The sequence below is a fragment of the Serratia sp. S4 genome (assembly GCF_000347995.1).
Classification (GTDB): domain Bacteria; phylum Pseudomonadota; class Gammaproteobacteria; order Enterobacterales; family Enterobacteriaceae; genus Serratia; species Serratia quinivorans.
The window spans coordinates 3,746,090-3,771,777 of sequence record NZ_KB661120.1 but is presented as its reverse complement, the minus strand read 5'-3'; the positions used below and the strand labels follow the sequence as shown (position 1 = coordinate 3,771,777).

At 56.5% G+C, this 25,688-nt stretch carries 21 protein-coding genes, 6 tRNA genes and 1 other RNA gene; 13 read left to right on the top strand and 15 right to left on the bottom strand.

Annotation, left to right across the window (positions count from 1 at the left end; genetic code table 11):
* Genes SERS4_RS0118315 through fepD form a run of 3 tightly spaced genes read right to left on the bottom strand, consistent with a single transcriptional unit; the run spans position 1 to position 2,899 of the window.
* Positions 1-804 (bottom strand): ATP-binding cassette domain-containing protein, encoded by an 804-nt coding sequence (locus SERS4_RS0118315; protein WP_017893568.1) that lies wholly within the window; start codon positions 802-804, stop codon positions 1-3.
* The gene (fepG, locus tag SERS4_RS0118310) at positions 801-1,826 is read right to left on the bottom strand and encodes an iron-enterobactin ABC transporter permease (RefSeq protein WP_012146138.1); all 1,026 of its coding nucleotides are present in this window, start codon (positions 1,824-1,826) and stop codon (positions 801-803) included. Before fepG ends, SERS4_RS0118315 begins: the two co-directional genes overlap by 4 nt.
* Entirely contained in the window at positions 1,826-2,899 is a 1,074-nt protein-coding gene (gene fepD / locus SERS4_RS0118305) for a Fe(3+)-siderophore ABC transporter permease (protein ID WP_012146137.1), read from the bottom strand. The genes fepG and fepD overlap by 1 nt, the downstream gene beginning before the upstream one ends.
* Before the next feature lie 135 nt (positions 2,900-3,034).
* Here fepD and entS point away from each other — a divergent pair, with 135 nt between their 5' ends.
* Positions 3,035-4,303 carry an enterobactin transporter EntS gene (gene entS / locus SERS4_RS0118300; protein ID WP_017893567.1) on the top strand — a complete coding sequence of 423 codons (1,269 nt, stop codon included), beginning with the start codon at positions 3,035-3,037 and terminating at the stop codon, positions 4,301-4,303.
* Here the strand turns inward: entS and fepB are convergent.
* Positions 4,290-5,249, bottom strand: a complete 960-nt coding sequence (gene fepB, locus SERS4_RS0118295; protein ID WP_017893566.1) for a Fe2+-enterobactin ABC transporter substrate-binding protein — start codon at positions 5,247-5,249, stop codon at positions 4,290-4,292. The genes entS and fepB overlap by 14 nt on opposite strands.
* A 198-nt stretch (positions 5,250-5,447) precedes the next feature.
* Between fepB and SERS4_RS0118290 the strand changes: the two genes are divergently transcribed.
* Genes SERS4_RS0118290 through dhbA form a run of 4 tightly spaced genes read left to right on the top strand, consistent with a single transcriptional unit; the run spans position 5,448 to position 9,909 of the window.
* Positions 5,448-6,656, top strand: a complete 1,209-nt coding sequence (locus SERS4_RS0118290; RefSeq protein WP_017893565.1) for an isochorismate synthase — start codon at positions 5,448-5,450, stop codon at positions 6,654-6,656.
* A gap of 8 nt (positions 6,657-6,664) precedes the next feature.
* Positions 6,665-8,293 carry a (2,3-dihydroxybenzoyl)adenylate synthase gene (locus tag SERS4_RS0118285; RefSeq protein WP_017893564.1) on the top strand — a complete coding sequence of 543 codons (1,629 nt, stop codon included), beginning with the start codon at positions 6,665-6,667 and terminating at the stop codon, positions 8,291-8,293.
* A 3-nt stretch (positions 8,294-8,296) separates the two neighbouring features.
* On the top strand, positions 8,297-9,151 hold the full coding sequence (locus tag SERS4_RS0118280; RefSeq protein ID WP_012146132.1) for an isochorismatase: 855 nt from the start codon (positions 8,297-8,299) through the stop codon (positions 9,149-9,151).
* On the top strand, positions 9,151-9,909 hold the full coding sequence (dhbA, locus tag SERS4_RS0118275; RefSeq protein WP_012146131.1) for a 2,3-dihydro-2,3-dihydroxybenzoate dehydrogenase: 759 nt from the start codon (positions 9,151-9,153) through the stop codon (positions 9,907-9,909). The genes SERS4_RS0118280 and dhbA overlap by 1 nt, the downstream gene beginning before the upstream one ends.
* Before the next feature lie 267 nt (positions 9,910-10,176).
* On the opposite strand, the gene SERS4_RS26540 is transcribed toward dhbA, so the two are convergent.
* The 5 genes from SERS4_RS26540 to SERS4_RS0118255 form a co-directional block, all read right to left on the bottom strand.
* A non-coding RNA gene (locus SERS4_RS26540) (RtT sRNA) lies at positions 10,177-10,306 on the bottom strand.
* Between the two features lie 74 nt (positions 10,307-10,380).
* Positions 10,381-10,456: transfer RNA gene (locus tag SERS4_RS0118270), tRNA-Lys, on the bottom strand.
* A gap of 7 nt (positions 10,457-10,463) precedes the next feature.
* Positions 10,464-10,539, bottom strand: a tRNA-Val gene (locus SERS4_RS0118265).
* Positions 10,540-10,578: 39 nt separating this feature from the next.
* Positions 10,579-10,654 (bottom strand) — tRNA-Val (locus SERS4_RS0118260).
* Between the two features lie 40 nt (positions 10,655-10,694).
* Positions 10,695-10,770, bottom strand: a tRNA-Val gene (locus SERS4_RS0118255).
* Positions 10,771-11,062: 292 nt separating this feature from the next.
* On the opposite strand from SERS4_RS0118255, the gene gltX reads away from it, so the two are divergent.
* The 3 genes from gltX to SERS4_RS0118240 all read left to right on the top strand — a co-directional run bounded on the left by gltX (position 11,063) and on the right by SERS4_RS0118240 (position 12,944).
* Positions 11,063-12,472, top strand: a complete 1,410-nt coding sequence (gene gltX / locus SERS4_RS0118250) for a glutamate--tRNA ligase (RefSeq protein WP_017893563.1) — start codon at positions 11,063-11,065, stop codon at positions 12,470-12,472.
* Between the two features lie 260 nt (positions 12,473-12,732).
* Positions 12,733-12,808 (top strand) — tRNA-Ala (locus SERS4_RS0118245).
* A gap of 60 nt (positions 12,809-12,868) precedes the next feature.
* Positions 12,869-12,944: transfer RNA gene (locus SERS4_RS0118240), tRNA-Ala, on the top strand.
* A gap of 144 nt (positions 12,945-13,088) precedes the next feature.
* Here SERS4_RS0118240 and SERS4_RS0118235 read toward each other — a convergent pair.
* Entirely contained in the window at positions 13,089-14,276 is a 1,188-nt protein-coding gene (locus SERS4_RS0118235) for a NupC/NupG family nucleoside CNT transporter (protein ID WP_012146129.1), read from the bottom strand.
* Between the two features lie 378 nt (positions 14,277-14,654).
* On the opposite strand from SERS4_RS0118235, the gene SERS4_RS0118230 reads away from it, so the two are divergent.
* The gene (locus SERS4_RS0118230) at positions 14,655-15,887 is read left to right on the top strand and encodes an Nramp family divalent metal transporter (RefSeq protein ID WP_017893562.1); all 1,233 of its coding nucleotides are present in this window, start codon (positions 14,655-14,657) and stop codon (positions 15,885-15,887) included.
* Positions 15,888-16,114: 227 nt separating this feature from the next.
* On the opposite strand, the gene SERS4_RS0118225 is transcribed toward SERS4_RS0118230, so the two are convergent.
* Both SERS4_RS0118225 and mgrA read right to left on the bottom strand, forming a co-directional pair.
* Positions 16,115-16,516 carry a DUF2502 domain-containing protein gene (locus SERS4_RS0118225; RefSeq protein ID WP_012146127.1) on the bottom strand — a complete coding sequence of 134 codons (402 nt, stop codon included), beginning with the start codon at positions 16,514-16,516 and terminating at the stop codon, positions 16,115-16,117.
* A gap of 230 nt (positions 16,517-16,746) precedes the next feature.
* On the bottom strand, positions 16,747-17,736 hold the full coding sequence (gene mgrA, locus SERS4_RS0118220) for an L-glyceraldehyde 3-phosphate reductase (RefSeq protein ID WP_017893561.1): 990 nt from the start codon (positions 17,734-17,736) through the stop codon (positions 16,747-16,749).
* A gap of 248 nt (positions 17,737-17,984) precedes the next feature.
* On the opposite strand from mgrA, the gene SERS4_RS0118215 reads away from it, so the two are divergent.
* The gene (locus SERS4_RS0118215) at positions 17,985-19,646 is read left to right on the top strand and encodes an alpha-keto acid decarboxylase family protein (protein WP_017893560.1); all 1,662 of its coding nucleotides are present in this window, start codon (positions 17,985-17,987) and stop codon (positions 19,644-19,646) included.
* Here the strand turns inward: SERS4_RS0118215 and SERS4_RS0118210 are convergent.
* Positions 19,622-20,512, bottom strand: a complete 891-nt coding sequence (locus tag SERS4_RS0118210; protein ID WP_012146124.1) for a LysR family transcriptional regulator — start codon at positions 20,510-20,512, stop codon at positions 19,622-19,624. The genes SERS4_RS0118215 and SERS4_RS0118210 overlap by 25 nt on opposite strands.
* Positions 20,513-20,611: 99 nt before the next feature.
* Between SERS4_RS0118210 and SERS4_RS0118205 the strand changes: the two genes are divergently transcribed.
* Positions 20,612-21,064 (top strand): multidrug/biocide efflux PACE transporter, encoded by a 453-nt coding sequence (locus SERS4_RS0118205; protein WP_012146123.1) that lies wholly within the window; start codon positions 20,612-20,614, stop codon positions 21,062-21,064.
* Positions 21,065-21,130: 66 nt separating this feature from the next.
* Positions 21,131-21,823 (top strand): aspartate/glutamate racemase family protein, encoded by a 693-nt coding sequence (locus SERS4_RS0118200; protein WP_017893559.1) that lies wholly within the window; start codon positions 21,131-21,133, stop codon positions 21,821-21,823.
* Here SERS4_RS0118200 and SERS4_RS0118195 read toward each other — a convergent pair.
* Positions 21,820-23,067: an ion channel protein gene (locus SERS4_RS0118195; protein ID WP_017893558.1), complete on the bottom strand. Its 1,248-nt coding sequence runs from the start codon at positions 23,065-23,067 to the stop codon at positions 21,820-21,822. The two genes, SERS4_RS0118200 and SERS4_RS0118195, sit on opposite strands and share 4 nt — an antisense overlap.
* A gap of 340 nt (positions 23,068-23,407) precedes the next feature.
* Between SERS4_RS0118195 and glk the strand changes: the two genes are divergently transcribed.
* Entirely contained in the window at positions 23,408-24,373 is a 966-nt protein-coding gene (gene glk, locus SERS4_RS0118190) for a glucokinase (protein ID WP_112363913.1), read from the top strand.
* 63 nt (positions 24,374-24,436) lie between these two features.
* Here glk and SERS4_RS0118185 read toward each other — a convergent pair whose 3' ends face one another.
* Complete coding sequence (locus SERS4_RS0118185) at positions 24,437-25,663, bottom strand: OFA family MFS transporter (protein WP_017893556.1); 1,227 nt, start codon at positions 25,661-25,663, stop codon at positions 24,437-24,439.
* Positions 25,664-25,688 lie beyond the last annotated feature (25 nt).

Below are 25,688 nucleotides of genomic sequence, written 5' to 3'. Positions count from 1 at the left end.
TTATGACTTACCCAGTGGTACCACCAACGGCGTATGCGAGACCGGATCGTCAATGATCATGCAGCGCAGGCCGTACACCTCTTCGATCAGTTCCGCGGTCACAATATCCTTCGGCGCCCCTTCGGCCACCACCTTACCGTCGCGCATGGCAATCAGATGCGTGGCGTAACGACAGGCATGGTTGAGGTCGTGCAGCACCACGACCAGCGTATGGCCGTTTTCACGGTTTAGCTGACGCATCAGCTCCAGCAGGTCGATCTGATGGCTGATGTCCAGCCAGGTGGTTGGCTCATCCAGCAGCAGCAGCGGCGTTTGCTGCGCCAGCACCATCGCAATCCACACTCGTTGCCTTTGCCCACCGGAGAGGGTATCGACCGGCTGTTCGGCCAGTTCGAATACGCCGGTGGAGCGCATCGCCTGGTCCACTGCCTGCTGATCCGCTTCGCTCCAACGACTGAACAGGCGCTGATGCGGATAGCGACCGCGCGCCACCAGATCAAACACGGTGATATCACCCGGCGCGGTGGAGCTTTGCGGCAGCAGCCCCAACTGGCGCGCCACCTCTTTAGTGGCGTATTCGCTGATGTGTTTGCCGTTCAGCCAGACAGCCCCGGCCTGCGGCTGCATCAGGCGGCTGAGGGTGCGCAGCAGGGTGGATTTGCCGCAGGCGTTTGGCCCGATAATCACCGTCAGTTCGCCGTGCGGGATAGCGACGGAAAGGTCGCTGGCGACAATCTTTTTGTCGTAGCCCAGCGTCAGGTGTTCGGCGCGCAACGGCGCGGACTGCAGGGGTTCAGCATTCATTTTTTACGTGACTCACGGATTAATAGCCAAATCAGATAAATGCCGCCCAGGCTGACGGTCAACACTCCGACCGGCAACTGATAAGGCATAAACAGGCGCTGCGCAGCGACATCGGCGAGCAGCAACAGCAGGGCACCGATCAGGGCCGTCAGCAGCAGCACGCTGCGGTTGGCACACAGGCGTCGCGCAATCTGCGGGGCCACCAGCGCAATAAAGGAGATTGGCCCGGCGACGGCGGTGGCTGCTGCCGTTAGCGTTACGCCGATCAACAGCAACATGACGCGCGAACGTTCAACCGGGACGCCCAGCGCGCAGGCGGTATCGTCACCCATCTCCAGCAGGCGCATGCGGCGGGTCAGGGTCAGTAACAGCAGACAGCACAGCGCAATCACCGCCAACACCGGCAGGCTTTTCGCCCAGTTGATGCCATTAAGTGAACCGGCGCTCCACAACCCGGCGGTCATGGCCGACTCCAGTGAGGCGCTGATAATAAGCCAGGTATTGCCGGCCACCAGCAGGGCGCGCACGGCGATGCCGACGATAATCAAACGGAATGACTCGACGCCGTTGCGCCATGCCAGCAGATAAATCAACGCGGCGGTTAACAGGCCGCCGGCCAGCGCCCCGGCGGTAATGCCGATAACGCCACCGTTAAACAGCACTATGGCCACCAGCACGCCGCTGTAGGCACCGGTATTAAAGCCAATCACGTCCGGGCTGCCGAGCGGGTTGCGTAGTATCGACTGGAAAATGGCCCCGCTGAGGCCCAGTGCCGCCCCCAGTAACAGCGCCATCACCACGCGTGGCAAACGCCACTGGGTGACGATCACCGCCAGATTGGCCGGGCCTTCGCCGCGCAAGGCGTCGATCACCTGGGTAGCCGTCAGTGACAAGGCACCTGAACCCAGAGCGTAAATCGCCAGCGCCAAAGCAGCCAACAGCAGCAGCAGGGCGGTTAGCGTCGGGCGCGACAGGGCGCGCATTTTGTGAATGGTCATCAGACGGGCCGCGGACGTCGACATTAGCGCTGCCTCCTGAACATATGACGTTGTCGCACCAGCATGATCAGCAGTGGGGCGCCAATCAGGGCGGTGACGATGGACACACGCAGTTCACCGGCCACCAGGAAGCGACCGATCAAATCGGCGCTCAACAGCAGGATGGGGGTCAGTACCAGCGTCCATGGCAGCATCCAATGCAGTTCGGAACCGCCCAGCCGCCGGGCGATGTGCGGCATCATCAGGCCGACAAAGGCTATCGGGCCGACGGCCGCGGTAGCCCCGCCGCACAGCAGAGTAATCGCCAGCAGGCCCAGCAACTGAGTACGAACAATGCCGGTACCCAACGCGGTAGCCAATTCATTACCCATGCTCAGGCTGTTCAGCGACTTGCTCATCCACAGCGTAATCAGCGTGCCCAACAGGATCGGCAGGGCGACGGTGCGCACCACCTGCATATTTTGAATATCCAGCGAACCGGCCTGCCAAAAACGGAGCTGGTCGAAAACCAGTGGATTCAACAGGGAAATCCCGGAGGTCATGCCTTCCAGCACCGCCGCCAGCGCGACACCGGCCAGCGTCAGACGCACCGGGTTGAGGCTGCTGCCACCCAGAGCGCCAATCAGCGCGACCAGCAGTGCGGCGAACATCGCACCGGCAAAGGCGAACCACAGATATTGGCTGACGTCGACGGCACCAAAGAAGGTGATCCCCAGCACCACGGCAAAGCCTGCACCGGCGTTAACCCCGAGAATGCCCGGATCGGCCAGCGGGTTGCGGGTGAGGGTTTGCATCAGCACGCCGGACAGGCCCAGCGCAATACCGGCCAGAATGCCAACCAGCGTACGCGGCAGCCGGGCGTTGGTGATGATGGTGCAGTCAGCACCGCTGCACTGGCCTTTCAGCGCCTGGATCACCGTGTCGAAGGGAATAGATTTAGCTCCGAGTGACAGGCTGAGCAGCATAACGATCAGCAGCGCACCAACGGCAATCAGCAGGCCAAAAAGCCTGCGACGAAATGAACGGGAAGTGCCGCCAATAAGACGCTCCTGGGGAGCGGGGACGGGCTGTGTGCCTGGGCGTGTAATCCGTAACATACCAATCCATTATTCAATTGAATATAAATGAGTTTTATTATCATTATTGATTACTTTCATCTATGGTACCATGAGTCCCTTCGCTATTGCAGCCCAGACGCTGCCCCTTTTTCTTTAGTTTTGGTGAGAAAGCTCATGAGTAAGCCCTCTATTTTGCTTGATTTTGGCCTGCTTAAGACCAATGGCGCTTTTCGTGCCGTTTTTTGCGCGCGCTTTATTTCCATTTTAGCGCTGGGGTTGATGGCCATTGCGATCCCGGTGCAGATCCAGGCCTTGACCGGGTCGACGTTGCTGGTCGGGCTATCCGTAACGCTGGCGGGTAGCGGCATGTTTGCCGGTTTGCTGATGGGGGGCGTGCTGGCCGACCGTTACGAACGCCGTCGGTTGATATTGTTTGCCCGCTCCACCTGCGGCATTGGTTTTGTCGGCCTGTGCCTGAATGCCGCACTGCCCACGCCTTCATTAACGCTGATTTACCTGCTGGCAGTCTGGGACGGCTTTTTCGGTGCGGTTGGCGTCACGGCGCTGCTGGCGGCGACACCGGCGTTGGTGGGGCGTGAAAATATTGTGCAGGCCGGGGCCATCAGCATGCTGACGGTGCGTTTTGGTTCGATCCTCTCTCCGGCGATCGGCGGGTTGGTGATCGCCAACGCCGGTGTGGCATGGAACTACGGTCTGGCCGCATTTGGCACCTTGCTGACGCTGATCCCGTTACTGCGTCTGCCACAGTTGCTGCCGCCGCCGCAGCCGCGTGAGCACCCGCTACGTGCGCTGGCCGGTGGCTTTGGTTTCCTGTTTCGCAACCGGGTGATTGGCATGGTGGCGCTGATCGGCGCGCTGTTGACCATGGCCAGTGCGGTGCGGGTGCTGTATCCGGCCATGTCCGGTATGTGGCAGGTCAGTGCGGCTCAACTGGGCTTTATGTATTCCGCGGTGCCACTGGGAGCAGCCATCGGTGCCTTTACCAGCGGCCGGGTGGCTCATGTCGCGCGTCCGGGCTGGATGATGCTGATGACGGCGATTGGCGCTTTCGTCGCTATTGGCCTGTTCGGTCTGATGCCGTGGTACGGCCTGGCGCTGTTTTTCCTGGTGGTTTTCGGCTACCTGAGCGCGTTGAACTCACTGCTGCAATACGGCTTGATCCAGAACCTGACGCCGGATGCGTTCCTCGGCCGTATCAATGGTCTGTGGACGGCGCAAAACGTGGTGGGTGATGCACTGGGCGCGCTGCTGCTGGGGGCGATGGGGGCGTTTATGCTGCCGGCGATGACCTCCACCAGCTTTGGTTTTGGCGTGGCGCTGCTCGGTGTAGTGCTGGCATTTGCGATGCGCGGTTTGCGTCAGGTGGGCAGTGACGGGCAAGAAAGCGATCTCCAGCCCGCCGCGGGATCTACTGAGAAGTAAACTGCTTTTCCAACAGCGTCAGCAGGTTGCTGGCGCTGTAGTAATCGAGTCGGAAGGTGTCGCTGCCCAATGCGTAAACCCGCTTGTGCTGCACCGCCGGCAGGTCCGCCAGGAAAGGATTGGCCATCAGCCGCTCGACGTCGCTGTCATTGTTGGCGAACAGCATTAGCGTTTGGCCATTCAGCCCTTCCGCCAGGTTCTCTCCAGACAGTTGAATAATGTCCTTGCGCATCCCCATGCTGCGGCTGTTGTTCAGCTTGGCCGGTAGCGTCGCCAGCGTAAAACCCAACTGTTTGAGCATTTGCCCCTGGGAGGATGCGGCGGTCCACAGGTTGGCGGATTTGCCATCGGCGTTGAAGACCAGGGCGGAAATCGGTTGTTCCGGCAGTTTCATACGCTGCTTCAGCGATTGTTCACGTGCGTCGAAATCACTGACGACTTTCTGCGCCTGGGCTTCGTGGCCGGTGGCCTGGCCCAGTTCGAGTGCCAGTGCCTGCCAGCTTTTGTCGTCGTAATTGACCACCAGCACCGGGGCAATGGCGGAGAGCTGATCGTACAGACGCAGAGCGGAATCGGCACCGGTCGCCGAGATGATAATCAGATCGGGCGCCTCACCGGCAATGGTTTCTGCGTTGGGTTCGCCGATATACAGGCGTTTAACGCCGCGCTGCGTCGCGACAGCGCTCCATTGATGGAAGAACCCTTGTGAGTCTGCCACCCGGTTGTTGGGGGTAGTTGCGCCACTGGCGATCACCGGGGCATCAATCGCCAGCAGGGTTCCGGTAACGGTAACGCTGGTAGAAACGATGCGGGCAGGGGCTTGCGTGAGGGTTACGACGCCGTGTGAGGTTTCGATTTTACGCGGCCAACCGGCGTCTGCGGCATGGGCCGTGCCAATCAGCATCAGCCCAAACAGCATCAGGCTGAAGACGGGGTTCTTCTTCATAAAGCATTCCTTAGAAGTTAAATAGTAATACTTATCATTTATATAATTAAAACTGCTGGTTTTATATCACGATTATGAATGGAAGAACTGTTTACATTTATTGACATAGCATATTCACGAGGGTAATTTAACGCGATTCAATACAAATGATAATCATTATTATACAGGTTATTGTTCATGATACGAAAGGGAGCACCGATGAGCGTTACACTAAACAGTACCGGGCAGAAGAAGCCGCAAAGCAAGGATAGCGAACAAGCTGCTGCAAATGTGTCGCCGACCTCCGGCTTTTTCTTTACCTCTCCTTTCCGTAGCCTGAGCACCCAAGGCTGCTTTGCCAAAATCACGATGCCGGCCCATAACGGGGACCAGCTTAACGGCGATTTCCAGCAGGCGGTACAACATGCTTTTGCCGAAGCGAAACTGGCGGGGGTTAAAAACCCGGTTCTGTGCGGCGCGATCCCGTTTGATACTCATCAGCCCTCCGCTCTGTTTATTCCCCAGCAAACCCAATGGTTTGAGCGCGATGCCTTTCTGGCTGGCGTAACTTCCCCGCAGGACGCGTTGCCGGAAATTATCCGCCAAAATGAAGTGCCGGCACAACAACCCTTTATGCAAATGGTGGCGGATGCGGTGGAAGCGACCCGCGGCGACCAGTTGGATAAAGTGGTGTTGTCGCGCCTGCTGGAGATTGAAACGCGTGAGCCGGTAGACCGCCAGGCGTTGATGGCGCGGATCATCGCCCAGAATCCTCATGGTTTCCACTTCCATGTCCCGCTGGAACAGGGGGCATTACTGGGGGCCAGCCCGGAATTGCTGCTACGCAAATCCGGCGCGCAGTTCTACTCCAACCCGCTGGCCGGTTCTGCCCGTCGTGATGCCGATCCGCAGCGGGATCTGGAAGTCAGCCAACAGTTGTTGGTGTCAGAAAAAGATCGCTATGAGCACCAGTTTGTCACTGAAGGCATGCGGCAGGTGTTAGCCGAGCGCTGTCGCTATCTGAATATTCCCACCGTTCCTGAATTATTGAGCACCACCACGCTGTGGCACCTGTCCACGCCTATCGACGGTGAAGCCGCCAACCGCGCTGAAAATGCGCTGTCGCTGGCCTGCCTGCTGCACCCAACACCGGCGCTGTGCGGTACCCCGACCGCGCTGGCGCATCAGGTGATTAAGCAGTTGGAGCCGTTCGATCGCGGCCTGTTTGGCGGCATCGTCGGCTGGTGTGACGCCGAAGGCAACGGTGAGTGGGTAGTGACCATCCGCTGCGGCACGGTGCAGGGCAATCAGGTGCGACTGTTTGCCGGTGCCGGCATCGTGCAAGACTCTTCGCCGGAATCCGAATGGCATGAAACCGGCACCAAACTCAGTACCATTTCGCGGGCGTTTGGCCTGAACCAAGGATAGACATTCCCATGACCATTGCTTTTACCCCCTGGCCTGAGGCGTTAGCCCATCGTTATCGCGAACGCGGCTATTGGACCGACCGGCCCCTGACCGACATCATCACTCGCCAGGCCAAAAATGACGCTATCGCGCTGATCGACCCGGAGCGCAGCCTGAGTTATCGCCGGCTTAATCAGCTCTCCGATCGGTTGGCTGCCGCCCTGCAGCGCCGCGGCATTCAGAGCGGAGATACTGCTCTGGTGCAGTTGGGCAACGTGGTCGAGTTCTATGTGACCTTTTTCGCGTTGTTGAAAATTGGCGTAGTGCCGGTGAACGCGCTGTTCAGCCATCAACGCAACGAGCTGAACGCCTACGCCGTACAGATCAAACCAGCATTGCTGATTGCCGACCGTCAGCATGGCCTGTTTGGCAACGACGAATTTCTGACGGCGTTTCGCGCCGAGCATCCTTCATTGCGCGTGGTGGCATTGCGCAATCAGGACGGGGGCGAGCAGTCGCTGGCGGCCTGGCTGGAAGAGGACAGCAGTGGTTTTGTTGCGACGCCAAGCCCGGCCGACCAGGTGGCGTTTTTCCAGCTTTCCGGTGGCAGCACCGGAACGCCAAAGCTGATCCCGCGGACTCACAACGATTACTACTACAGCATTCGCCGCAGCGTGGAAATTTGCCATTTCGATGTCGATACCCGCTACCTGTGCGCGCTGCCGGTGGCCCATAACTATCCGATGAGTTCTCCGGGCATCCTGGGCGTGTTTTATGGCGCCGGGCTGGTGGTGTTTGCCAGCGACCCGGATGCCGGACAATGTTTCCGTTTGATCGAGCAGCATCAGATTAACGTGACGGCGCTAGTGCCACCGGCGGTGACGCTGTGGCTGCAGGCGATTGAAGAGTGGGGCGGTTGCCAGCAACTGACCAGCCTTAAGCTGTTGCAGGTGGGCGGCGCCAAGCTGGGCGAAACCCTGGCGGCACGTATTCCGGCCGAGATCGGCTGCCAGTTGCAGCAGGTGTTCGGCATGGCGGAAGGCCTGGTGAACTACACCCGTCTGGACGATGACGACCAGCATATTCTGACCACTCAGGGCTGCCCGATGTCGCCGGATGACGAGCTGTGGGTGGCTGACGAAGATGGCAACCCGCTGCCGGTGGGGGAAACCGGGCGTCTGATGACCCGTGGCCCTTATACCTTCCGCGGCTATTACCAAAGTCCGGAGCACAACGCCGCCGCCTTTGATAAGGATGGTTTCTACTGTTCCGGCGATTTGATCAGCCTGACCGAAGATGGCTATGTGAAAGTTGAAGGGCGACAAAAAGATCAGATTAACCGTGGTGGGGAAAAGATCGCTGCGGAAGAAATCGAAAACCTGTTATTGCGCCATCCGGAAGTGATCAATGCGGCGTTGGTGTCGATGCCGGACGAACTGATGGGTGAAAAAAGCTGCGCCTATATCATCGCGACCAGCGCGTTGAAGCCGGTGGTGTTGCGCCGCCATTTACGCGGCGAGGGCGTGGCCGAATTTAAATTACCCGACCGTTTTATACAGGTTGATACGCTGCCGCTCACCCCGGTTGGCAAAGTGGATAAAAAACTGTTGCGCCAACGCCTGGAGGCGCAACAACTGACTCTGGTCCAGGGAGAATAAGTCATGGCCATTCCAAAACTGAATGATTACGCGTTGCCGACTCAGGCTGAACTGCCGACCAACAAAGTGAGCTGGACGGTGGAACCGCAGCGCGCTGCACTGTTGATCCATGATATGCAGCAGTATTTCCTGAATTTCTGGGGTGAAGACAGCCCGTTGATCAAGCAGGTGGTGGAGAATATTGCCAACCTGCGTCGTTACTGCAAATCGCAGGGGATCCCGGTGTTTTACACCGCGCAGCCTAATCAGCAGAGCGATGAAGACCGTGCATTACTCAATGACATGTGGGGGCCGGGCCTGAATAAGCACCCGGAACAGCAGGCGGTGGTCGCGGCTCTGGCCCCGGAAGAAGACGATACGGTGTTGGTGAAGTGGCGCTACAGTGCCTTCCACCGCTCACCGCTGCAGGAAATTCTGCAGGAGTCGGGGCGCGATCAGTTGATCATCTGTGGTGTCTACGCCCATATCGGCTGTATGACTACGGCGATCGACGCCTTCATGCGCAATATTCAGCCGTTTATGGTGGCTGACGGCCTGGCCGATTTCTCCCGCGAAGAGCATCTGATGGCGCTGCGTTATACCGCTGGCCGTTGTGGCCGCGTGGTGACCACTGCCGAACTGTTGCCGGGCATTGCCAGCAAGGCTGCCTTACGCCAGCAAATCATGCCTTTCCTCGATGAAGACAGTGAAGATATGGGCGACGATGAAAACCTGATCGACTACGGTCTGGATTCGGTGCGCATCATGGAGTTGGCGGCACGCTGGCGTAAAATTCGTGGCGATATTGATTTTATCGCACTGGCCAAGAACCCGACCATCGATGGCTGGTGGACGCTGTTGTCGGAGGGAAAAGCCTGATGGAACAACGGGGCGATTTCGCCGGTAAGCGAGTCTGGGTCACTGGTGCTGGGGCCGGGATTGGTCTGGCAACGGCATTGGCGTTTGTGCAGGCCGGTGCCGAAGTGATTGGCTTTGATAAACATTTTGGCGAGCCGGAATACGCATTCCGCACCGAAGTGCTGGATATTGCCGACAGTGATGCGGTAGATCGGGTTTGCGGACGTTTGCTGGCGGAGCAGGGGGCGTTGGACGTGCTGGTCAACGGCGCCGGTATTCTGCGTATGGGGCTGGCGGATGAAACCAGCACCGCAGATTGGCTGGCTTGCCTGGCCGTCAATGCCGGTGGGGCATTTAATATGTTCCGCCACGCTTTGCCGGTATTCCGTCGCCAACGACGCGGTGCGATTGTCAGCGTGGCATCTAACGCCGCGCATGTGCCGCGCGTCGGTATGGCGGCCTATTGTGCTTCCAAGGCGGCATTACGCAGCCTGTGCAACACCGTAGGGCTGGAGATGGCCCCTTATGGCGTACGTTGCAACCTGGTTTCGCCAGGATCGACCAATACGCCTATGCAGCGCGGCATGTGGCAGGATGAAACCGGTGAGCAGAACACCATTAACGGTTTCCCGGAACAGTTCAAATTGGGCATTCCGCTGGGTAAAATTGCTCAGCCGCAGGAAATCGCCGATGCCATTTTGTTTCTGGCTTCCGATCGCGCCAGCCATATCACCATGCAGGATATTGTGATTGACGGCGGGGCGACGCTGGCGGCCTGATAATCAGGTTCTATCTTCGCGATAGCCGTAAGGCGCTGCAAGCAGCGCCTTTATTTTGTAGTGAAATAGTTGTCTTTAATCCCGAGATACTCGGGCCTAGCGCACCGAGGGGCGCTCCGGCGGGCAAGCCGCTACGACCCCTTCGGCACGCTCTCCCTAATAACGAGTATTGTTAGTTGTATGGAGATACTGGGAGGATTACTGAGGTTTTGAGCGCTTCCGGACGTCAGATGCGAAAAAAGCGCCAAAAGGCGCTTTTTTCTGTATTGGTGGGTCGTGCGGGATTAACTCGGCCTTTGGCCTCACCCTTCAGGCCAGCGCAAGCGCTGTTCAAAAATTGCCGGGGCAATTTTGTCGAACCTGCACAGGTTCTCATCCAGCACGACACTCTGCACTATGTTAGAAAGGTGTTTGAGATGATTACTGTGCTGCAGATGCGAAAAAAGCGCCAAAAGGCGCTTTTTTCTGTATTGGTGGGTCGTGCGGGATTCGAACCTGCGACCAATTGATTAAAAGTCAACTGCTCTACCAACTGAGCTAACGACCCGCAGAAGTGGTGGGTGATGACGGGCTCGAACCGCCGACCCCCTCCGTGTAAAGGAGATGCTCTACCAACTGAGCTAATCACCCACTTCAGAACTTCCGGGTACTGCCAAACAAGAGAATGAGTGGTGGGTGATGACGGGCTCGAACCGCCGACCCCCTCCGTGTAAAGGAGATGCTCTACCAACTGAGCTAATCACCCTCATTCTTCTCATTTCTTACTGCTTTACTACTCAACAAGATGGTGGGCGATGACGGGCTCGAACCGCCGACCCCCTCCGTGTAAAGGAGATGCTCTACCAACTGAGCTAATCGCCCCGTCTTGTTGGAGTCGCATTATAGGGATAGTTGAAAGTGAGTCAACGGTTTTTAAAATGATTTCAATCGTTCGCCGCAAATTTAAACAGGATGCGATATTTATCGCCTGCAATGTCGAATCTTTGCACATTGTTATGCGTAAAGCGCCGCAGAGATGATGAAATCAGCCTTGGCAATATCGTGTCAGCGTTGAGGAATTAGCGCGTGGTGGTACAATGTTGCCCACTTTTTTAAATTCCGAGCAATCGTCGGCAACCGCCGACACGCGTTGCGTAATAAGGCAGTGAAACCAATGAAAATCAAAACCCGTTTTGCACCGAGCCCAACCGGCTATCTTCACGTCGGTGGCGCCCGTACTGCGCTTTACTCCTGGTTGTTCAGCCGCCATGCGGGCGGTGAGTTCGTTCTGCGTATCGAAGATACCGATCTGGAACGCTCAACCCAGGACGCGATCGACGCAATTATGGATGGCATGAACTGGTTAAACCTGGATTGGAATGAAGGCCCGTACTTCCAGACCAAGCGTTTTGACCGCTATAACGCGGTGATTGACGACATGCTGGTGCAGGATACCGCCTATAAATGCTATTGCTCGAAGGAACGTCTGGAAGCGCTGCGTGAAAAGCAGATGGAAAACGGCGAAAAACCGCGTTACGACGGCCACTGCCGCGACAGCCAGTGTAGCCATACCGATGACGAGCCACACGTGGTGCGTTTCCGTAACCCGCAGGAAGGCTCGGTGATCTTCGACGACAAGATCCGCGGTCCGATCGAATTTAGCAACCAGGAGCTGGATGACCTGATCATCCGCCGCACCGACGGCTCACCAACCTATAACTTCTGCGTAGTGGTAGATGACTGGGATATGGAAATCAGCCACGTGATCCGCGGCGAAGACCACATCAACAACACCCCGCGCCAGATCAACATCCTGAAAGCGCTGGGTGCGCCGGTGCCGGAATACGCGCACGTTTCGATGATCCTCGGTGACGACGGTAAAAAACTGTCGAAACGCCACGGTGCGGTAGGGGTGATGCAGTACCGTGACGACGGCTACCTGCCGCAGGCGCTGCTGAACTATCTGGTGCGTCTGGGCTGGTCTCATGGCGACCAGGAAATCTTCTCTATTGATGAGATGAAAGAGTTCTTTACCCTGGAAGCGATCAACAAATCCGCCAGTGCCTTCAATACCGAGAAGTTGCAGTGGCTGAACCACCATTACATTAACCATATGCCGGCCGAAGAAGTGGCAGTGCACCTGGCGTGGCATGTTGAGCAACTGGGTATCGAGACCCGCAATGGCCCTGAGCTGAAAGATATCGTTAAGCTGCTGGGCGAGCGTTGCAAAACGCTTAAGGAAATGGCCGAGTCTTGCCGTTACTTCTACGAAGACTTCAGCGAGTTCGACGCTGACGCTGCCAAGAAGCACCTGCGTCCGGTTGCTCGTCAGCCACTGGAAGCGGTGCGCGCCAAACTGGCCGCTATCACTGCCTGGACGCCGGAAAACGTGCATGACGCCATTCAGGGCACGGCAGATGAGCTGGGCGTAGGTATGGGCAAGGTAGGTATGCCGCTGCGCGTGGCGGTTACCGGTGCCGGTCAGTCACCGGGTATGGATGTCACCGTTCATGCCATCGGTCAGAGCCGTTCTCTGCAGCGTATCGACCTGGCGCTGGCTTATATTGCCGGGCGTGAAGCTTAAGGCTGAGCGTTTCCCTGCCAGTTAATGACAAAGCCCCGTGGAGCAATCCCGGGGCTTTTTTGTATCTGCTACTTGATGGCGAATTCCTGGTACGCCGCGGCAGGGTCATGGTTTGGGGCATAATGCTCAATTTTTAGCAGCAAACGCGCTGATTTGGCGGCTTTTTCAGCGCTTGAAGCAGGAATGCAATTTAGCCGTTGACAGCTTAGAGTGGGTTTCATATTATGCGCCCCGTTCACAGGATTTTGTGATTGTGGATTGGGGCTATAGCTCAGCTGGGAGAGCGCTTGCATGGCATGCAAGAGGTCGACGGTTCGATCCCGTCTAGCTCCACCAACCTTTATCTCAGAAAGGTTGGGGAATACCGTAACGCCGGTTAAAGCGTACCACTTTTGTGGGGCTATAGCTCAGCTGGGAGAGCGCTTGCATGGCATGCAAGAGGTCGACGGTTCGATCCCGTCTAGCTCCACCACCATTTAAAAAGCCGACCTTAGGGTCGGCTTTTTGCTTTCTGTCTTTCCTTACTGCCTTCCCTTTCCCATGCACCGAATTGCAGGCATTAAAAAAGGCCGCCGAAGCGACCTTTATCTTACTGATATCTTACTGACGTTTCGGCTTAGCCCAGAACCAGGCCCGCGATGGACGCAGACAGGATGCTGACCAGCGTTGAACCGTAAACCAGCTTCAGACCAAAGCGAGAAACCACGTTGCCCTGATGCTCGTTCAGCCCTTTAATCGCACCGGCAACGATGCCGATGGAAGAGAAGTTGGCGAAGGAAACCAGGAACACCGACAGAATACCCATGCTGCGAGGAGAGAGTTCAGCAGAGATTTTCTGCAGTTCCATCATCGCCACGAATTCGTTGGATACCAGTTTGGTTGCCATGATGCTACCCACCTGCAACGCTTCGTGCTTAGGAATACCCATAATCCAGGCGAATGGATAGAAGAAGTAGCCCAAAATTTCCTGGAAGCTCAGGCCGAAGATGGCGCTGAACAGGCCGTTGAGCGCGGCGATCAGGGCGATAAAGCCGATCAGCATCGCAGCAACGATAATAGCTACTTTAAAACCAGCCAGAATGTATTCGCCCAGCATTTCGAAGAAGCTCTGGCCTTCGTGCAGATTGCCCAGGTGCAGTTCTTCTTCTTTACTGGTGTCATACGGGTTGACCAATGACAGCACGATAAAGGTGCTGAACATGTTCAGTACCAGTGCCGCGACCACAAATTTGGCGTCCAGCATGGTCATGTAAGCGCCGACGATGGACATGGAAACCGTAGACATCGCGGTCGCCGCCATGGTGTACATGCGCTTTTCAGACATCTTGCCCAGAATATCTTTATAGGCAATGAAGTTTTCAGACTGGCCCAGGATCAGCGAGCTGACGGCGTTGAACGATTCCAGCTTGCCCATACCGTTAACTTTTGACAGCACGGTACCAATGATGCGGATGACAAACGGCAGTACTTTAATGTATTGCAGAATACCGATCAGCGCGGAGATGAAGACGATCGGGCACAGTACCTTCAGGAAGAAGAAGGCCAAACCTTTGTCGCCCATACCGCCGAATACAAACTCAGTCCCTTGCCCAGCAAACCCGAGCAGCTTGTCAAACAGCGCTGCGAATCCTTTTACAAAGCCTAAACCCGCTTCCGAATGCAGGAAAAAATAGGCCAGCAGTACTTCAATAACCAACAGTTGAATAACGTAGCGAATGCGGATGCTTTTACGATCGCGGCATACTAAAAGTGCCAGGATCGTGACCACCACCAACGCCAACGCGAAGTGCGCAATATGGGACATGTTTGCTCCAAACTTGAGGCAGGCTGAATTTCGGATGTCATTTTATGTAACGCCACGTTTAAAAACGAGAGGTCTATTGCAAATATGGAAATTCATACTGGGAAACGTCTTAAATTATTACGGTAAAGCATAAAAAATCAATAGCTTAATGAAGTCATATGAAATTCCTATTCCTCCACTAATTTGATTATAAGACGGATTGTGCTCTGAATATGGCTCGGCAGAGTGCGGAAAATGTTCATCTACCTGCTAAACCTTTCGTTAAATCCGTGTTTTTTCCCTATTGCAGAGATAAGTATTACCGCCACAAATGCACTTGATAATTATTATCATTTACATAAGATAACCCCAGGCTTATTAGAAGTAAGGGTTCAGAACATGCTGAACAGTCGCGTGGTTGAGACCACCCCGCGCTCATCCAGGAAGATCAAACTTTCCCTGATGGGCCCCGCATTTATCGCGGCTATCGGCTACATTGACCCCGGTAATTTCGCCACCAATATTCAGTCCGGTGCCTCTTTTGGTTATACCCTGCTGTGGGTGGTGGTGTGGGCCAATGTGATGGCGATGTTGATCCAACTGTTGTCTGCCAAACTGGGCATTGCCACGGGTAAAAACCTGGCGGAGCATATTCGCGATCGTTTCCCGCGTCCGGCGGTGTGGGCTTATTGGGTTCAGGCAGAAATTATTGCGATGGCCACAGATCTGGCCGAATTTATCGGCGCGGCTATAGGTTTCAAACTGCTGTTGGGCGTGACTTTGCTGGAGGGAGCGATCCTGACCGGCATCGCGACTTTCCTGATCCTGATGTTGCAACAACGTGGGCAAAAACCTTTGGAATGGGTGATTGGCAGCCTGCTGCTGTTTGTCGCTTTGGCTTATATGGTGGAACTGGTGTTTTCCCAACCGCAGTTAGGCCCGCTGTTAACAGGTATGGCGCTGCCGGATTTGCCGAACAGTGATGCGGTGTTTCTGGCCGCCGGGGTGCTTGGTGCCACCATTATGCCGCACGTGATTTATCTGCATTCGTCGTTAACTCAGGCGGCCGGGGAAAACTCAAAGGCCGACAGGTATGCTGCCACCAAGGTCGATGTGGCCATTGCCATGACCATTGCCGGGTTTGTTAACCTGGCGATGATGGCTACCGCCGCCGCGGCCTTTCACTTTAATGGTCACAGCGGTATTACCGATCTTGACCAGGCCTATCTGACGCTGCAACCTTTGCTGGGGCAGGCGGCGGCCACGATCTTCGGGCTGAGCCTGGTAGCCGCCGGGTTATCTTCTACCGTGGTGGGCACGCTGGCGGGGCAGGTGGTGATGCAGGGGTTTGTGCGTTTTTACATTCCGCTGTGGGTGCGTCGTGTGGTCACCATGCTGCCATCGTTTATCGTCATTATGTTGGGGATGGACGCCACGCGCATTTTGGTACTGAGCCAGGTATTACTGAGTTTCGGTATTGCACTGGCATTGGTGCCGTTGCTGTCGTTCACCGGGAATCGTGAGTTGATGGGTGAGATGGTGAACAGCCGCACCATACAGACGATAGGTAAGTTGATCGTGGTGGTAGTGGTGGGGTTGAACGGTTATCTGCTGGTCAGTAGCCTGCTGTGAGCGCCTATTAAATGAAAGGCCGGCAGTGCCTAATGCCGGTCAGCTAAGCAAAGTTCTGAATAATAATGTACGACTTTGCTAAAGCGATAGTCCCCCTCTCCAGAGGGAGAGGGAGAGGGCCGGGGTGAGGGGCTTTCGCGTAAGTATGTATCCCCTCACCCTAACCCTCTCCCAAAGGAGAGGGAACAATTTCACCTTAGCTGGCAGGCATTACGGCATGATGCCTGTCAGTCGTCGTGATCGTGGTGGCGATGATCACGGTCATCATGATGTTTTTTCTTCCAGTGGTGCTTTTCATGATGCTTGTAGTAGTGCTTATCGTATTTGCGATAGCGGCCTTCATGATAGTAATAATTTTTGCGCCAGTAGTCGTTGTCGCGCCAGCGATAACCATCCCAGTTGTAGCCCCGGCGATTGCGGTCACCCAGGTAGCGCCCCTGATGGCCCTGCCACCAGTCACGGTCGCGCCAGTCATAACCGTCCCAGTAACGGCCGCGGTTGTCTTGTTCGCCGATGCGTAATGAAACGCCCGGCATCAGATCGATACTGAGGCCGTCAGCCTGGGCTTGCTGCATGGCTGGCAGTGTCGACGCCACCAACAGGGCGGCTAATAACAGAGGTTTAAACATGAATTCTCCTTTCCGCCGCAGCGGCCTGGCCCTTTTTATAAGTAATGAAGCGCGTTCATCAGTTTATAAAATGGCCTTATAGTTTTGCCTGCAATAGCGGCATCTTAGCCTTTGCGGATAGGGTTGAATCTTAGAGAGAATCTGAAAAACGATCGGAGGCGAGTGATTTAAGATTTGTCTGGCCGAAATAGGGTATCGCCGGTGGGGAAACCGGCGAGAATTGTAAGCGATTACATTAGTATTTGTTCGATCTGAGTTATTTCGTCATCGCTGAAGCTGCGATTAGCCAACATGCCGACGGCATCTTCAATCTGGCCGGTCTTGCTGGCACCGATCAGTACCGAAGTGACGCGGTCGCCACGTAATACCCAGGCCAGTGCCATTTGCGACAGCTTCTGTCCGCGCTGTTGTGCCAGCGCATCGAGCCGACGCACCTTATCCAACTTATCGTCGGTGAGTTGGCCGGGTTGCAGGAATTGGCTGCTGCTGGCGGCGCGTGAATCTTGCGGGATCCCCTGCAGATAGCGATCGGTCAGCAGGCCACCGGCCAGCGGTGAGAAGGCGATGGAGCCTACGCCGTGTTCTTCCAGCGTGTCCAGTAATTCTGGCTCAACCCAACGTTCGAACATTGAGTATTTCGGCTGATGGATCACGCATGGCGTGCCGAGTTTTTGCAGAATAGCAAACGCCTGGCGCGCGCGGTCGGCCGGATAGTTGGACAGCCCGACGTACAGCGCCTTGCCCTGACGCACCAGCAAATCCAGCGCTGCCATGGTTTCTTCCAGCGGCGTATCCGGATCCGGGCGATGGTGGTAGAAGATATCCACGTACTCCAGCCCCATGCGCTGCAGGCTTTGATCCAGGCTGGCAACCAGATATTTTTTCGATCCCCAGTCGCCATAAGGGCCTGGCCACATGGTGTAACCGGCTTTTGAGGCGATGATCAGCTCATCGCGCCAGGGCTTCAGGTCCGCGCTGAGAATACGGCCGAAGTTTTCCTCGGCGGAACCGGGCGGCGGGCCATAGTTGTTGGCCAAGTCAAAATGAGTGATCCCACGGTCGAACGCACAGTGGATCAGCTTGCGCGCATTGTCATACAGCGTGGTGTCGCCAAAGTTATGCCATAGGCCGAGTGAAATGGCCGGCAGTTTCAGGCCGCTACGGCCGCAGCGGCGATATTCCATATTTTGGTAACGTGAAGAATCAGCCTGGTAGAGCATAGGAACCCTTTTCAGCAGAGGTGAAATGAATTTTAGTGTATGCGTTTTCACAAGGGTTGTCAGAGTTCCCGATCACGCTTAATCGCCATAACGGGACAAATACGGCGGGTGAGGTATTCCCCATGCCTGCCAATAGGGCGTAGATGTAACGCTGGGTTGCCAGTCGTTTTTTATACATAAAGCTCGAAATTCATACCACATCTTCGATACTTAATACTGACAATCTCAAGTGTTGGCAGGTGATGATCATGAATACGACCTATAGAGTGGCTGATTACCTACTCGATCGTTTGGCTCAGATCGGCATCCGACATTTCTTTGGCGTGCCGGGTGACTACAACCTGCAGTTTCTCGATCATGTCATCAGTCATCCGCAAATTACCTGGGTAGGCTGCGCTAATGAACTCAATGCCGCCTATGCCGCAGATGGTTACGCACGCTGTAAACCGGCCGCCGCTTTATTGACCACCTTTGGCGTGGGCGAACTGAGCGCGCTCAACGGTATTGCCGGCAGCTACGCCGAATATCTGCCGGTGATCCACGTGGTGGGGGCCCCAACGTTACGCGCGCAGCGGGCCGGTGATTTGCTGCACCATTCGCTGGGGGACGGTGACTTTGGCCACTTTGCCCGTATGGCGAAAGAGGTGACCGTCGCGCAGGCCAGCCTTACCCCCGACAACGCCGAGGCGGAAATCGACCGTCTGCTGACCATCGCGCTGTTTGAGCACCGTCCGGTCTATTTAGTGTTACCCAGTGAGGTGGCGGAAGCACCGTTGACATCCCGGCCTGCGCCGTTGGTGTTACGGCAGGCGCATCTTTCCCAGGCGTCGCTGCAAGCTTTTATCGCCGCTGCGCGGCAAATGCTGTTACCGGCCAAGCGAGTTTCCCTGCTGGCGGATTTTTTGGCGGAACGTTTTGGGGCGGAAAAAGTGCTGGAACAGTGGATGAATGAGGTTGAGATACCGCATTCAACCATGCTGCTGGGCAAGAGTGTATTGGATGAAACCCATGCCTGTTTTACCGGCACTTACGCCGGTGCCGCCAGCGATCCACAGGTGAAGCAACTGATTGAAGGGGCCGATGTGGTGATTAACGTCGGCGTGCGCTTTACCGATACCATTACCGCCGGTTTCAGCCACCATCTGCCTGCGGAAAAATGCATTGATCTTCAGCCGTTTGAAGCACGGGTAGGGCAGCAGGTATTTAGCCACATCCCGCTGCGTGATGCGGTAATAGCACTGCACCAGTTGACGTTGTCGTTGGCAAAACAATGGTCATTACCGGCCATTCAGCGCCCGGCGTTGCCGGATCCGAGCGGCAGCGGCCTGGATCAGCACGGCTTTTGGCAACAGATACAGGACTTTCTGCGTCCGGGCGATATTTTGATCGCCGAACAGGGCACCGCCTGCTTTGGTGCGGCGGCTCTTGGCCTGCCGCAAGGCTGCCGGTTTATCGTCCAGTCGCTGTGGGGCTCTATCGGTTACACCCTGCCGGCGGCGTTCGGTGCACAAACGGCGGAGCCGGATCGGCGGGTGGTGTTGCTGATCGGCGATGGTTCGGCTCAGCTCACGGCGCAGGAACTGGGTTCGATGCTGCGTGATGGACAAAAGCCGGTGATCTTCCTGCTCAATAATGAGGGGTATACCGTTGAACGTGCCATTCACGGCCCGCAACAGCGTTACAACGACATCGCCCAGTGGAACTGGACGCAGTTACCGCAGGCGCTGGCGGGCGAGCATCAGGTGAAAACGCTGCGGGTCGCCGATCCGCAGCAGTTGCGCCAGGCGCTGAAAGAAGTTGGCGACAGCCCACAACTGGCCTTTGTGGAAGTGATGCTGCCGAAGATGGACATTCCCGAACTGCTCGATAGCGTTTCACGCGCCATTCACTCGCGTAACGCGGCCGCCTGATCCGCCGCGTTCTCCAGCAGGCGTTCCAGTAACCAATACCCCGCCGGCCCCGGCGGGGTCAGTTTCGACCATACCGCATCCACTGAAATCAGCTTCGGCCAGCCGCGGGGTTTGAGCTCGGTCAACTTGTCATGGCCGTATTGTTTTACCAACCAGTTCGGCAGTACGGCCCAGCCAAACCCTTGTTCCGCCATTTCCAGCAATAGCAGGTAGCTGGGAGCTGACCACACCAGACCGCCGGAGCGGGCGGCTTCAGCGCCGCTATAGGTATTGAGGATGAGTTGGCGCGTGCTGGACAGTTGTTCGGGCGTGGGGGAGGCCGTTTGCGCCAGCGGGTGCGAGTGGGTGACGAACAGCCCCATTTCCGTTTGTTCCGGCAGCCGCGCAAACCCGATGTCCGGCGGGTAACTGGCCTGAACCTCCACCATGCCGAGATGCGCGCGGCCGCTTTGCAACAGGTCAAGCACGTCGCCGTCTTCGGCGATCATCCACTCCAGTTCGATATCCTGATAGCGCTGCTCGAAAAGTTGCATCAGTCGATCATGGTGTTTCGGCTGATAGGTATCGGAGAACACCAGGCTGAGGCGCGGCTCGATATTGTCCGCCAGCCGAATGCTTAGTGCGTCCAGCCGTTCGCTGGCGGCAAGGATCTCCTGCACATGGCCCAGCACCTTATGGCCGGCGGCGGTTAATACCGGCTGGCGTGCCTGGCGATCGAACAGGAGCAGCCCGAGATCGGCCTCCAGGTTGGCGATCGCGGTACTGATGGTGGACTGGCTTTTGCGTAGCTTACGGGCGGCGGCAGAGAACGAGCCGAGGGCGGCAGCTTCAACAAACGCCTGCAGGGCTTCAGGGGAATAACGCATGATGTATCTACTTTATCGATGGAACCTATTTTTAATCTACCCAAAAAATCGATGACAATCACCTGACTTTAGCAATAACAGTAAAAAAACAGGTGATGTATGCAACTGCAAAACAAGTCTTTCATTGAACGTATCGTCCACGCCGTCGGTTTTGAAGCCATCGCAGTGATGATCTGCGCCCCGCTGGGCGCGTGGTTGCTAAACCGTTCGATGGTACAGGTCGGTGCGTTGGCGGTGATGTTGTCCACCGTCGCCATGGTATGGAACATGGTTTATAACACCGTTTTTGACCGCCTGTGGCCAGTGGGCCGCGTGGTGCGTAATCTTAAGGTGCGGGTGTTTCATGCCCTGGGTTTTGAGGCCGGGTTTGTGTTGATCGGCGTGCCGATTGCCGCCTGGATGCTGAGCATCTCTTTTGTGCAGGCGTTTATGCTGGAACTTGGTTTCTTCCTGTTCTTCCTGCCGTACACCATGTTCTATAACTGGGCGTACGATACCCTGCGTCAGCGCTGGTTCGAGGCGCGCCAGCCGGTCAATTCCTCGGCTAAATAAGGCGTCGTCATCACTGCGATTCTCAGGTAATGTCGGATCATTGCAGCAATGACGGAGGAGCAAACGATGAAAGTGTTGGGCCTGCTGGGCGGCATGAGTTGGGAATCAACCATACCTTATTACCGCATGATCAATGAACAGGTGAAAGAGCGCCTCGGTGGCCTGCATTCGGCGAAAATTGTGCTCTACAGCGTCGATTTTCACGAGGTTGAACGCCTGCAGCATCAGGGCGACTGGGACGGCGCGGGGCGTTTATTGGCTGCCGCTGCGGCCTCGCTGCGTGCCGCCGGTGCGCAGGCCATCGTCATTTGTACCAACACCATGCACAAGGTGGCGGATGCGGTTGAACAGGCCAGCGGCTTGCCGTTGATTCATATTGCCGACGCCACGGCACTGCAGGTGCGCCAACAGGACATTCGCCGCGTCGGGCTACTCGGCACGCGTTTTACCATGGAGCAGGAGTTTTACCGTGGACGCTTGCAGGAAAAATACGGCATCGAAGTGGTGACCCCGGTGGCGGCCGATCGCGACATTGTGCACCGTATCATTTATGAAGAGCTGTGCCTGGGGAAAATACGTGATGCGTCGCGCGATGAGTACCGCCGCATTATCGGCGACCTGGAACAGCAGGGGGCGCAAGGCATCATTTTCGGCTGCACCGAGATTGGCCTGCTGGTCAGCGCGCAGGATGCGTCAGTGCCGGTCTTCGACACCACCGCCATCCATGCGCGCGCCGCAGCGGAATTCGCGCTCGCTTAATCGTCCTGCGCAGAGTGGCGCTTGCCCACCAGCATCAGCGGTTTGCCCGCCAGCACCAGCCAGGCGGGCAACATCACCACACAGAGTATGGGCAACAGGTGCAGTTCCGGCACCACGGCAACGGCCATAAACAGGCTGAGCCAGCCGTCACGCGTGACCACCAATACCAACCCCATAATGGCGCAGGAAACGGTAATCGCTGCCGGTACCGCTGGAACATGCTGATGCAGCATCAGGCCCAGCGCTACCCCGACAAACACCGCCGGGAAGATACGTCCACCACGAAAGCCGCTGGCGGCTGCAATCACCAGAGCCGCCAATTTGCTCAGTGTAATCAGCAGTAGCTCCGTGACAGAATAATTCTCTCCGATCGCCAGCCGCTTCATTTCATCGAGCCCTTTAAACAGGGTGATGTCGCCACCGATTAACGCCAGCAACCCAAGCACAAAACCGCCCAATCCCAACATCAGCACCGGGTTTTTTATCGAGTGGAACAGACGGTGGGCGTGCGGGAAGCCCCATAGCGCCACCATGCCCAGTGCGATGGCGATCAGGGCGACGATGGAACCACTGAAAATATCCGTCAGTCGGGTGACGGTGTAGGGATCAAGCTGCAGGGCAAAGTTCGGCGTGAAAAATAACTGTGTAGTGACCGCACCGGCCGCTGCCGCCATTAGCGGGGCAAATAGCCGATCCCACAGCGGCACGTCATTATTGCCTGCCAGCGTTTGTGAAAAGATCAGCGCAGCGGCAACCGGGGTACCGAACAGTGCGCCGATGGTGCCGGCCGCGGCCAGAATAATCCAGTCCATGCGGGGGACTTTCGGTAGCAGGCGCGAACCTATTGCCACCACCAGCGCAATATTGATGGCGGTGATCGGGTTTTCCGGCCCCAGACTGACGCCACCCACCAGGCCAACGATCAGCGCCAGCGTAAGACCGGGCAGCGCCGAAAGCGGCAGCGGCATCCCGATCAAAGATTCAGTGGCCGGATCAGGCCCCGCATGACCAGGCATATAGCGGATTATCAGCCCAACGGCGACGCCGGTCAGCGTCAGAATGCCGATCAGCCACCAGGGCGAATGAGTATCGATATTCATAGCCGCAGGAATATTCACCCACAGCAACCGCTGCAGCGCATCGGCGAACTTCATCACCAGAATGAGCACCAGGCTTGAGGCCGAACCGATAACGAGAGCGGGCAGAGCGAAAGCCAACATGGCATTGGCGCGCGGGTGCAGCATGCAGGGATCCCTTTTCAATGGCGCTGGATGGCAGGCCGAACGGGTGATGGTTATGGCCACAGCTTGCCAGACAATCGGCACTCTGGCACGCAATGATATTTCCGGCCGGACGTGAAGGTCGCAGCCGGTTAATAGTGCCTTTCTGTCATGACGGTTAACAGTGACTATGGCGCGTTTTTTGCCGCAATTTGTTTCAGATGGGGCTGAAAAGGGTTGGCTGAAACGTTTTTTGTGATCCGGATCGCTAATGGATGGCCGCGCAGCGGATGGTGATTGTTGTTTTTGCAGCGGGATTTTACAGTGTGGGCAGCTTTCTATTATTCATTTCGCGGAGAAGATACTGATGACTTATGCCCTCGTAGGTGATGTAGGCGGCACCAATGCCCGCCTGGCGTTGTGCACTGTGGCGACGGGTGAAATTACCCAGGCGAAAACCTATTCCGGCCTGGAGTTTGACAGCCTGGAGGCGGTAATCCGCCAATACTTAAAAGATCAGGATATCCAGGTACAGGACGCCTGTATTGCCATTGCCTGTCCGGTCACTGAAGACTGGGTGGCGATGACCAATCATACCTGGGCGTTTTCGATTAAACAGATGAAGGCCAGTCTGGGGCTGAGCCATCTGGAAGTGATCAACGACTTTACCGCCGTTTCGATGGCGATCCCGATGCTGTCGCCAGAGGATGTATTGCAGTTCGGCGGTGGGAGCGCGCAGAAAGACAAACCTATTGCGGTGTATGGTGCCGGGACGGGTTTGGGGGTGGCACATCTGGTGCACGTCAATCGTCGCTGGGTGAGCCTGCCGGGCGAGGGCGGCCACGTTGATTTCGCACCGAACAGTGAAGAGGAAGATATCATTCTGGAGGTGTTACGCGCTGAAGTGGGCCATGTGTCTGCCGAGCGAGTGCTGTCCGGGCCGGGGCTGGTCAATCTTTACCGCGCTATCGTCAAGTCCGATAACCGCCTGCCGGAAAAGCTGGAGCCGAAGGACATTACCGAGCGCGCACTGGCTGACAGTTGTATCGACTGTCGCCGCGCCCTGTCGCTGTTCTGCGTTATTTTGGGGCGCTTCGGCGGCAACCTGGCGCTGAACCTGGGCACCTTTGGCGGCGTTTACATTGCCGGTGGCATCGTGCCGCGCTTTATGGAGTTCTTCAAAGCCTCTGGTTTCCGTGCGGCGTTCGAGGATAAAGGGCGTTTCAAGGATTACGTGCACGACATTCCGGTCTTTATGATCACCCATGGACAACCCGGTTTGCTGGGTGCCGGCGCTCACCTGCGCCAGACGCTGGGTATGCATCTGTAATAATCGCAGCAATTAAAAAAGGGGCGCAACCGTTAAGTTGCGCCCCTTTTATCGTTTTAGGCGTTAGGCTTTTGCCAACTGCGCCTGCGAGAAGTGTTCTTCTTCCTGCGCTACCGCTTTCGGTGCCTTGATGAACAGGGTGATTATCAGAGAAGCCACTGACAGCACGCCAATCACGATGAAGGTCGCATGGAAGCCGCCGAAGTATTTGGCGACAAACGAACCGGCCAGTGCGCCCAGACCGAAGCCCTGATAGATAATGCCGTAGTTTTTGCTGTGGTTTTTCAGGCCGAAGAAGTCACCGACAATCGCTGGGAATACGGTGATGTTGCCACCGAAGCAGAAGGCGACGGCACCGACGCAGATGAAGAACAGGGTGTGGTTCAGAGTCAGGAAGCTCAGCGCCACAATCGCCAGAACGGTGACCAGCATGGTAAAGCTGATGACGCGCATGCGGCCCACTTTATCGGACAGCGTACCCAGAATAATACGGCCTGCGGTGTTAAAGATGGCGACGGCGGAAACGGTGTTGGCGGCGGTAGCCAGGTCCATCCCAGCCAGTTGTACGCCCATGTCTTTCACGATACCAATCAGATACAGCCCACTCATACAAGCCGCGAAGAAGATGATGAACAGCAGGTAAGCTTCTTTGGTCGCCAGCATTTGGCGGACGCTGAAGTCATTGCCCAGGCCGTTGGTCCCTTGCTGTGCAGACTGGCTCACCAGTACCGGCTCTTTCAACAGCAGGGAGCCCAGTACAATCAGCGCCATCACAATGGCACCCCAGTAGAAGAAGGCAGAGGACACACCAACGTCGGCAATCAACGCGGCGTTAACGTATTTGAACAGCAGGCTACCGCTACCGAAAGCCCCCACCGAAATACCGGAGATCAGCCCTTTGTTGGCCGGGAACCATTTGATCAGGTTGGACAGGGTAGAGATATAAGCGATACCTACCGCGAAACCAACCACCACCCCGGCCAGCAGATAAACCATATTCAGTGAGCTGACGTAGGCACTGGCAATCAGGCCCAGACCCACCAGGATGCCAGAGCACAGGGTCAGGTTACGGATCCCGAAGCGTTCCTGCAGTTTGCCGGCAAATAAAGTGGCGAAGGCCAGGAAGAAGCTGGTGATGGAGAAGGTGGTGGCGACGTCAGCGAGGCCCCAGTGGAACTTGTCGACCAACGGCTGGTTGAACAGACTCCAGGTATAGATAGTACCGAGACCCATCTGGCAGATGATGGTACCCAGAACGATTAAGCTGCGATTTGCCGGTTTGGTGTTCATGGCCGGGCTCCTTCCTGTGTGTGCA

Coding starts and splice junctions, on each gene's coding strand:
- SERS4_RS0118195 (WP_017893558.1), bottom strand. CDS start 23,067: ATGCTGCACCCGCGCGCCAATGCCATGTTGGCTTTCGCTCTGCCCGCT.
- SERS4_RS0118290 (WP_017893565.1), top strand. CDS start 5,448: ATGAGCGTTACACTAAACAGTACCGGGCAGAAGAAGCCGCAAAGCAAG.
- SERS4_RS0118315 (WP_017893568.1), bottom strand. CDS start 804: ATGAATGCTGAACCCCTGCAGTCCGCGCCGTTGCGCGCCGAACACCTG.
- SERS4_RS0118215 (WP_017893560.1), top strand. CDS start 17,985: ATGAATACGACCTATAGAGTGGCTGATTACCTACTCGATCGTTTGGCT.
- SERS4_RS0118280 (WP_012146132.1), top strand. CDS start 8,297: ATGGCCATTCCAAAACTGAATGATTACGCGTTGCCGACTCAGGCTGAA.
- fepB (WP_017893566.1), bottom strand. CDS start 5,249: ATGAAGAAGAACCCCGTCTTCAGCCTGATGCTGTTTGGGCTGATGCTG.
- gltX (WP_017893563.1), top strand. CDS start 11,063: ATGAAAATCAAAACCCGTTTTGCACCGAGCCCAACCGGCTATCTTCAC.
- SERS4_RS0118205 (WP_012146123.1), top strand. CDS start 20,612: ATGCAACTGCAAAACAAGTCTTTCATTGAACGTATCGTCCACGCCGTC.
- mgrA (WP_017893561.1), bottom strand. CDS start 17,736: ATGCTCTACCAGGCTGATTCTTCACGTTACCAAAATATGGAATATCGC.
- SERS4_RS0118200 (WP_017893559.1), top strand. CDS start 21,131: ATGAAAGTGTTGGGCCTGCTGGGCGGCATGAGTTGGGAATCAACCATA.
- SERS4_RS0118285 (WP_017893564.1), top strand. CDS start 6,665: ATGACCATTGCTTTTACCCCCTGGCCTGAGGCGTTAGCCCATCGTTAT.
- SERS4_RS0118225 (WP_012146127.1), bottom strand. CDS start 16,516: ATGTTTAAACCTCTGTTATTAGCCGCCCTGTTGGTGGCGTCGACACTG.
- fepD (WP_012146137.1), bottom strand. CDS start 2,899: ATGTTACGGATTACACGCCCAGGCACACAGCCCGTCCCCGCTCCCCAG.
- SERS4_RS0118230 (WP_017893562.1), top strand. CDS start 14,655: ATGCTGAACAGTCGCGTGGTTGAGACCACCCCGCGCTCATCCAGGAAG.
- dhbA (WP_012146131.1), top strand. CDS start 9,151: ATGGAACAACGGGGCGATTTCGCCGGTAAGCGAGTCTGGGTCACTGGT.
- SERS4_RS0118235 (WP_012146129.1), bottom strand. CDS start 14,276: ATGTCCCATATTGCGCACTTCGCGTTGGCGTTGGTGGTGGTCACGATC.
- fepG (WP_012146138.1), bottom strand. CDS start 1,826: ATGTCGACGTCCGCGGCCCGTCTGATGACCATTCACAAAATGCGCGCC.
- entS (WP_017893567.1), top strand. CDS start 3,035: ATGAGTAAGCCCTCTATTTTGCTTGATTTTGGCCTGCTTAAGACCAAT.
- SERS4_RS0118185 (WP_017893556.1), bottom strand. CDS start 25,663: ATGAACACCAAACCGGCAAATCGCAGCTTAATCGTTCTGGGTACCATC.
- SERS4_RS0118210 (WP_012146124.1), bottom strand. CDS start 20,512: ATGCGTTATTCCCCTGAAGCCCTGCAGGCGTTTGTTGAAGCTGCCGCC.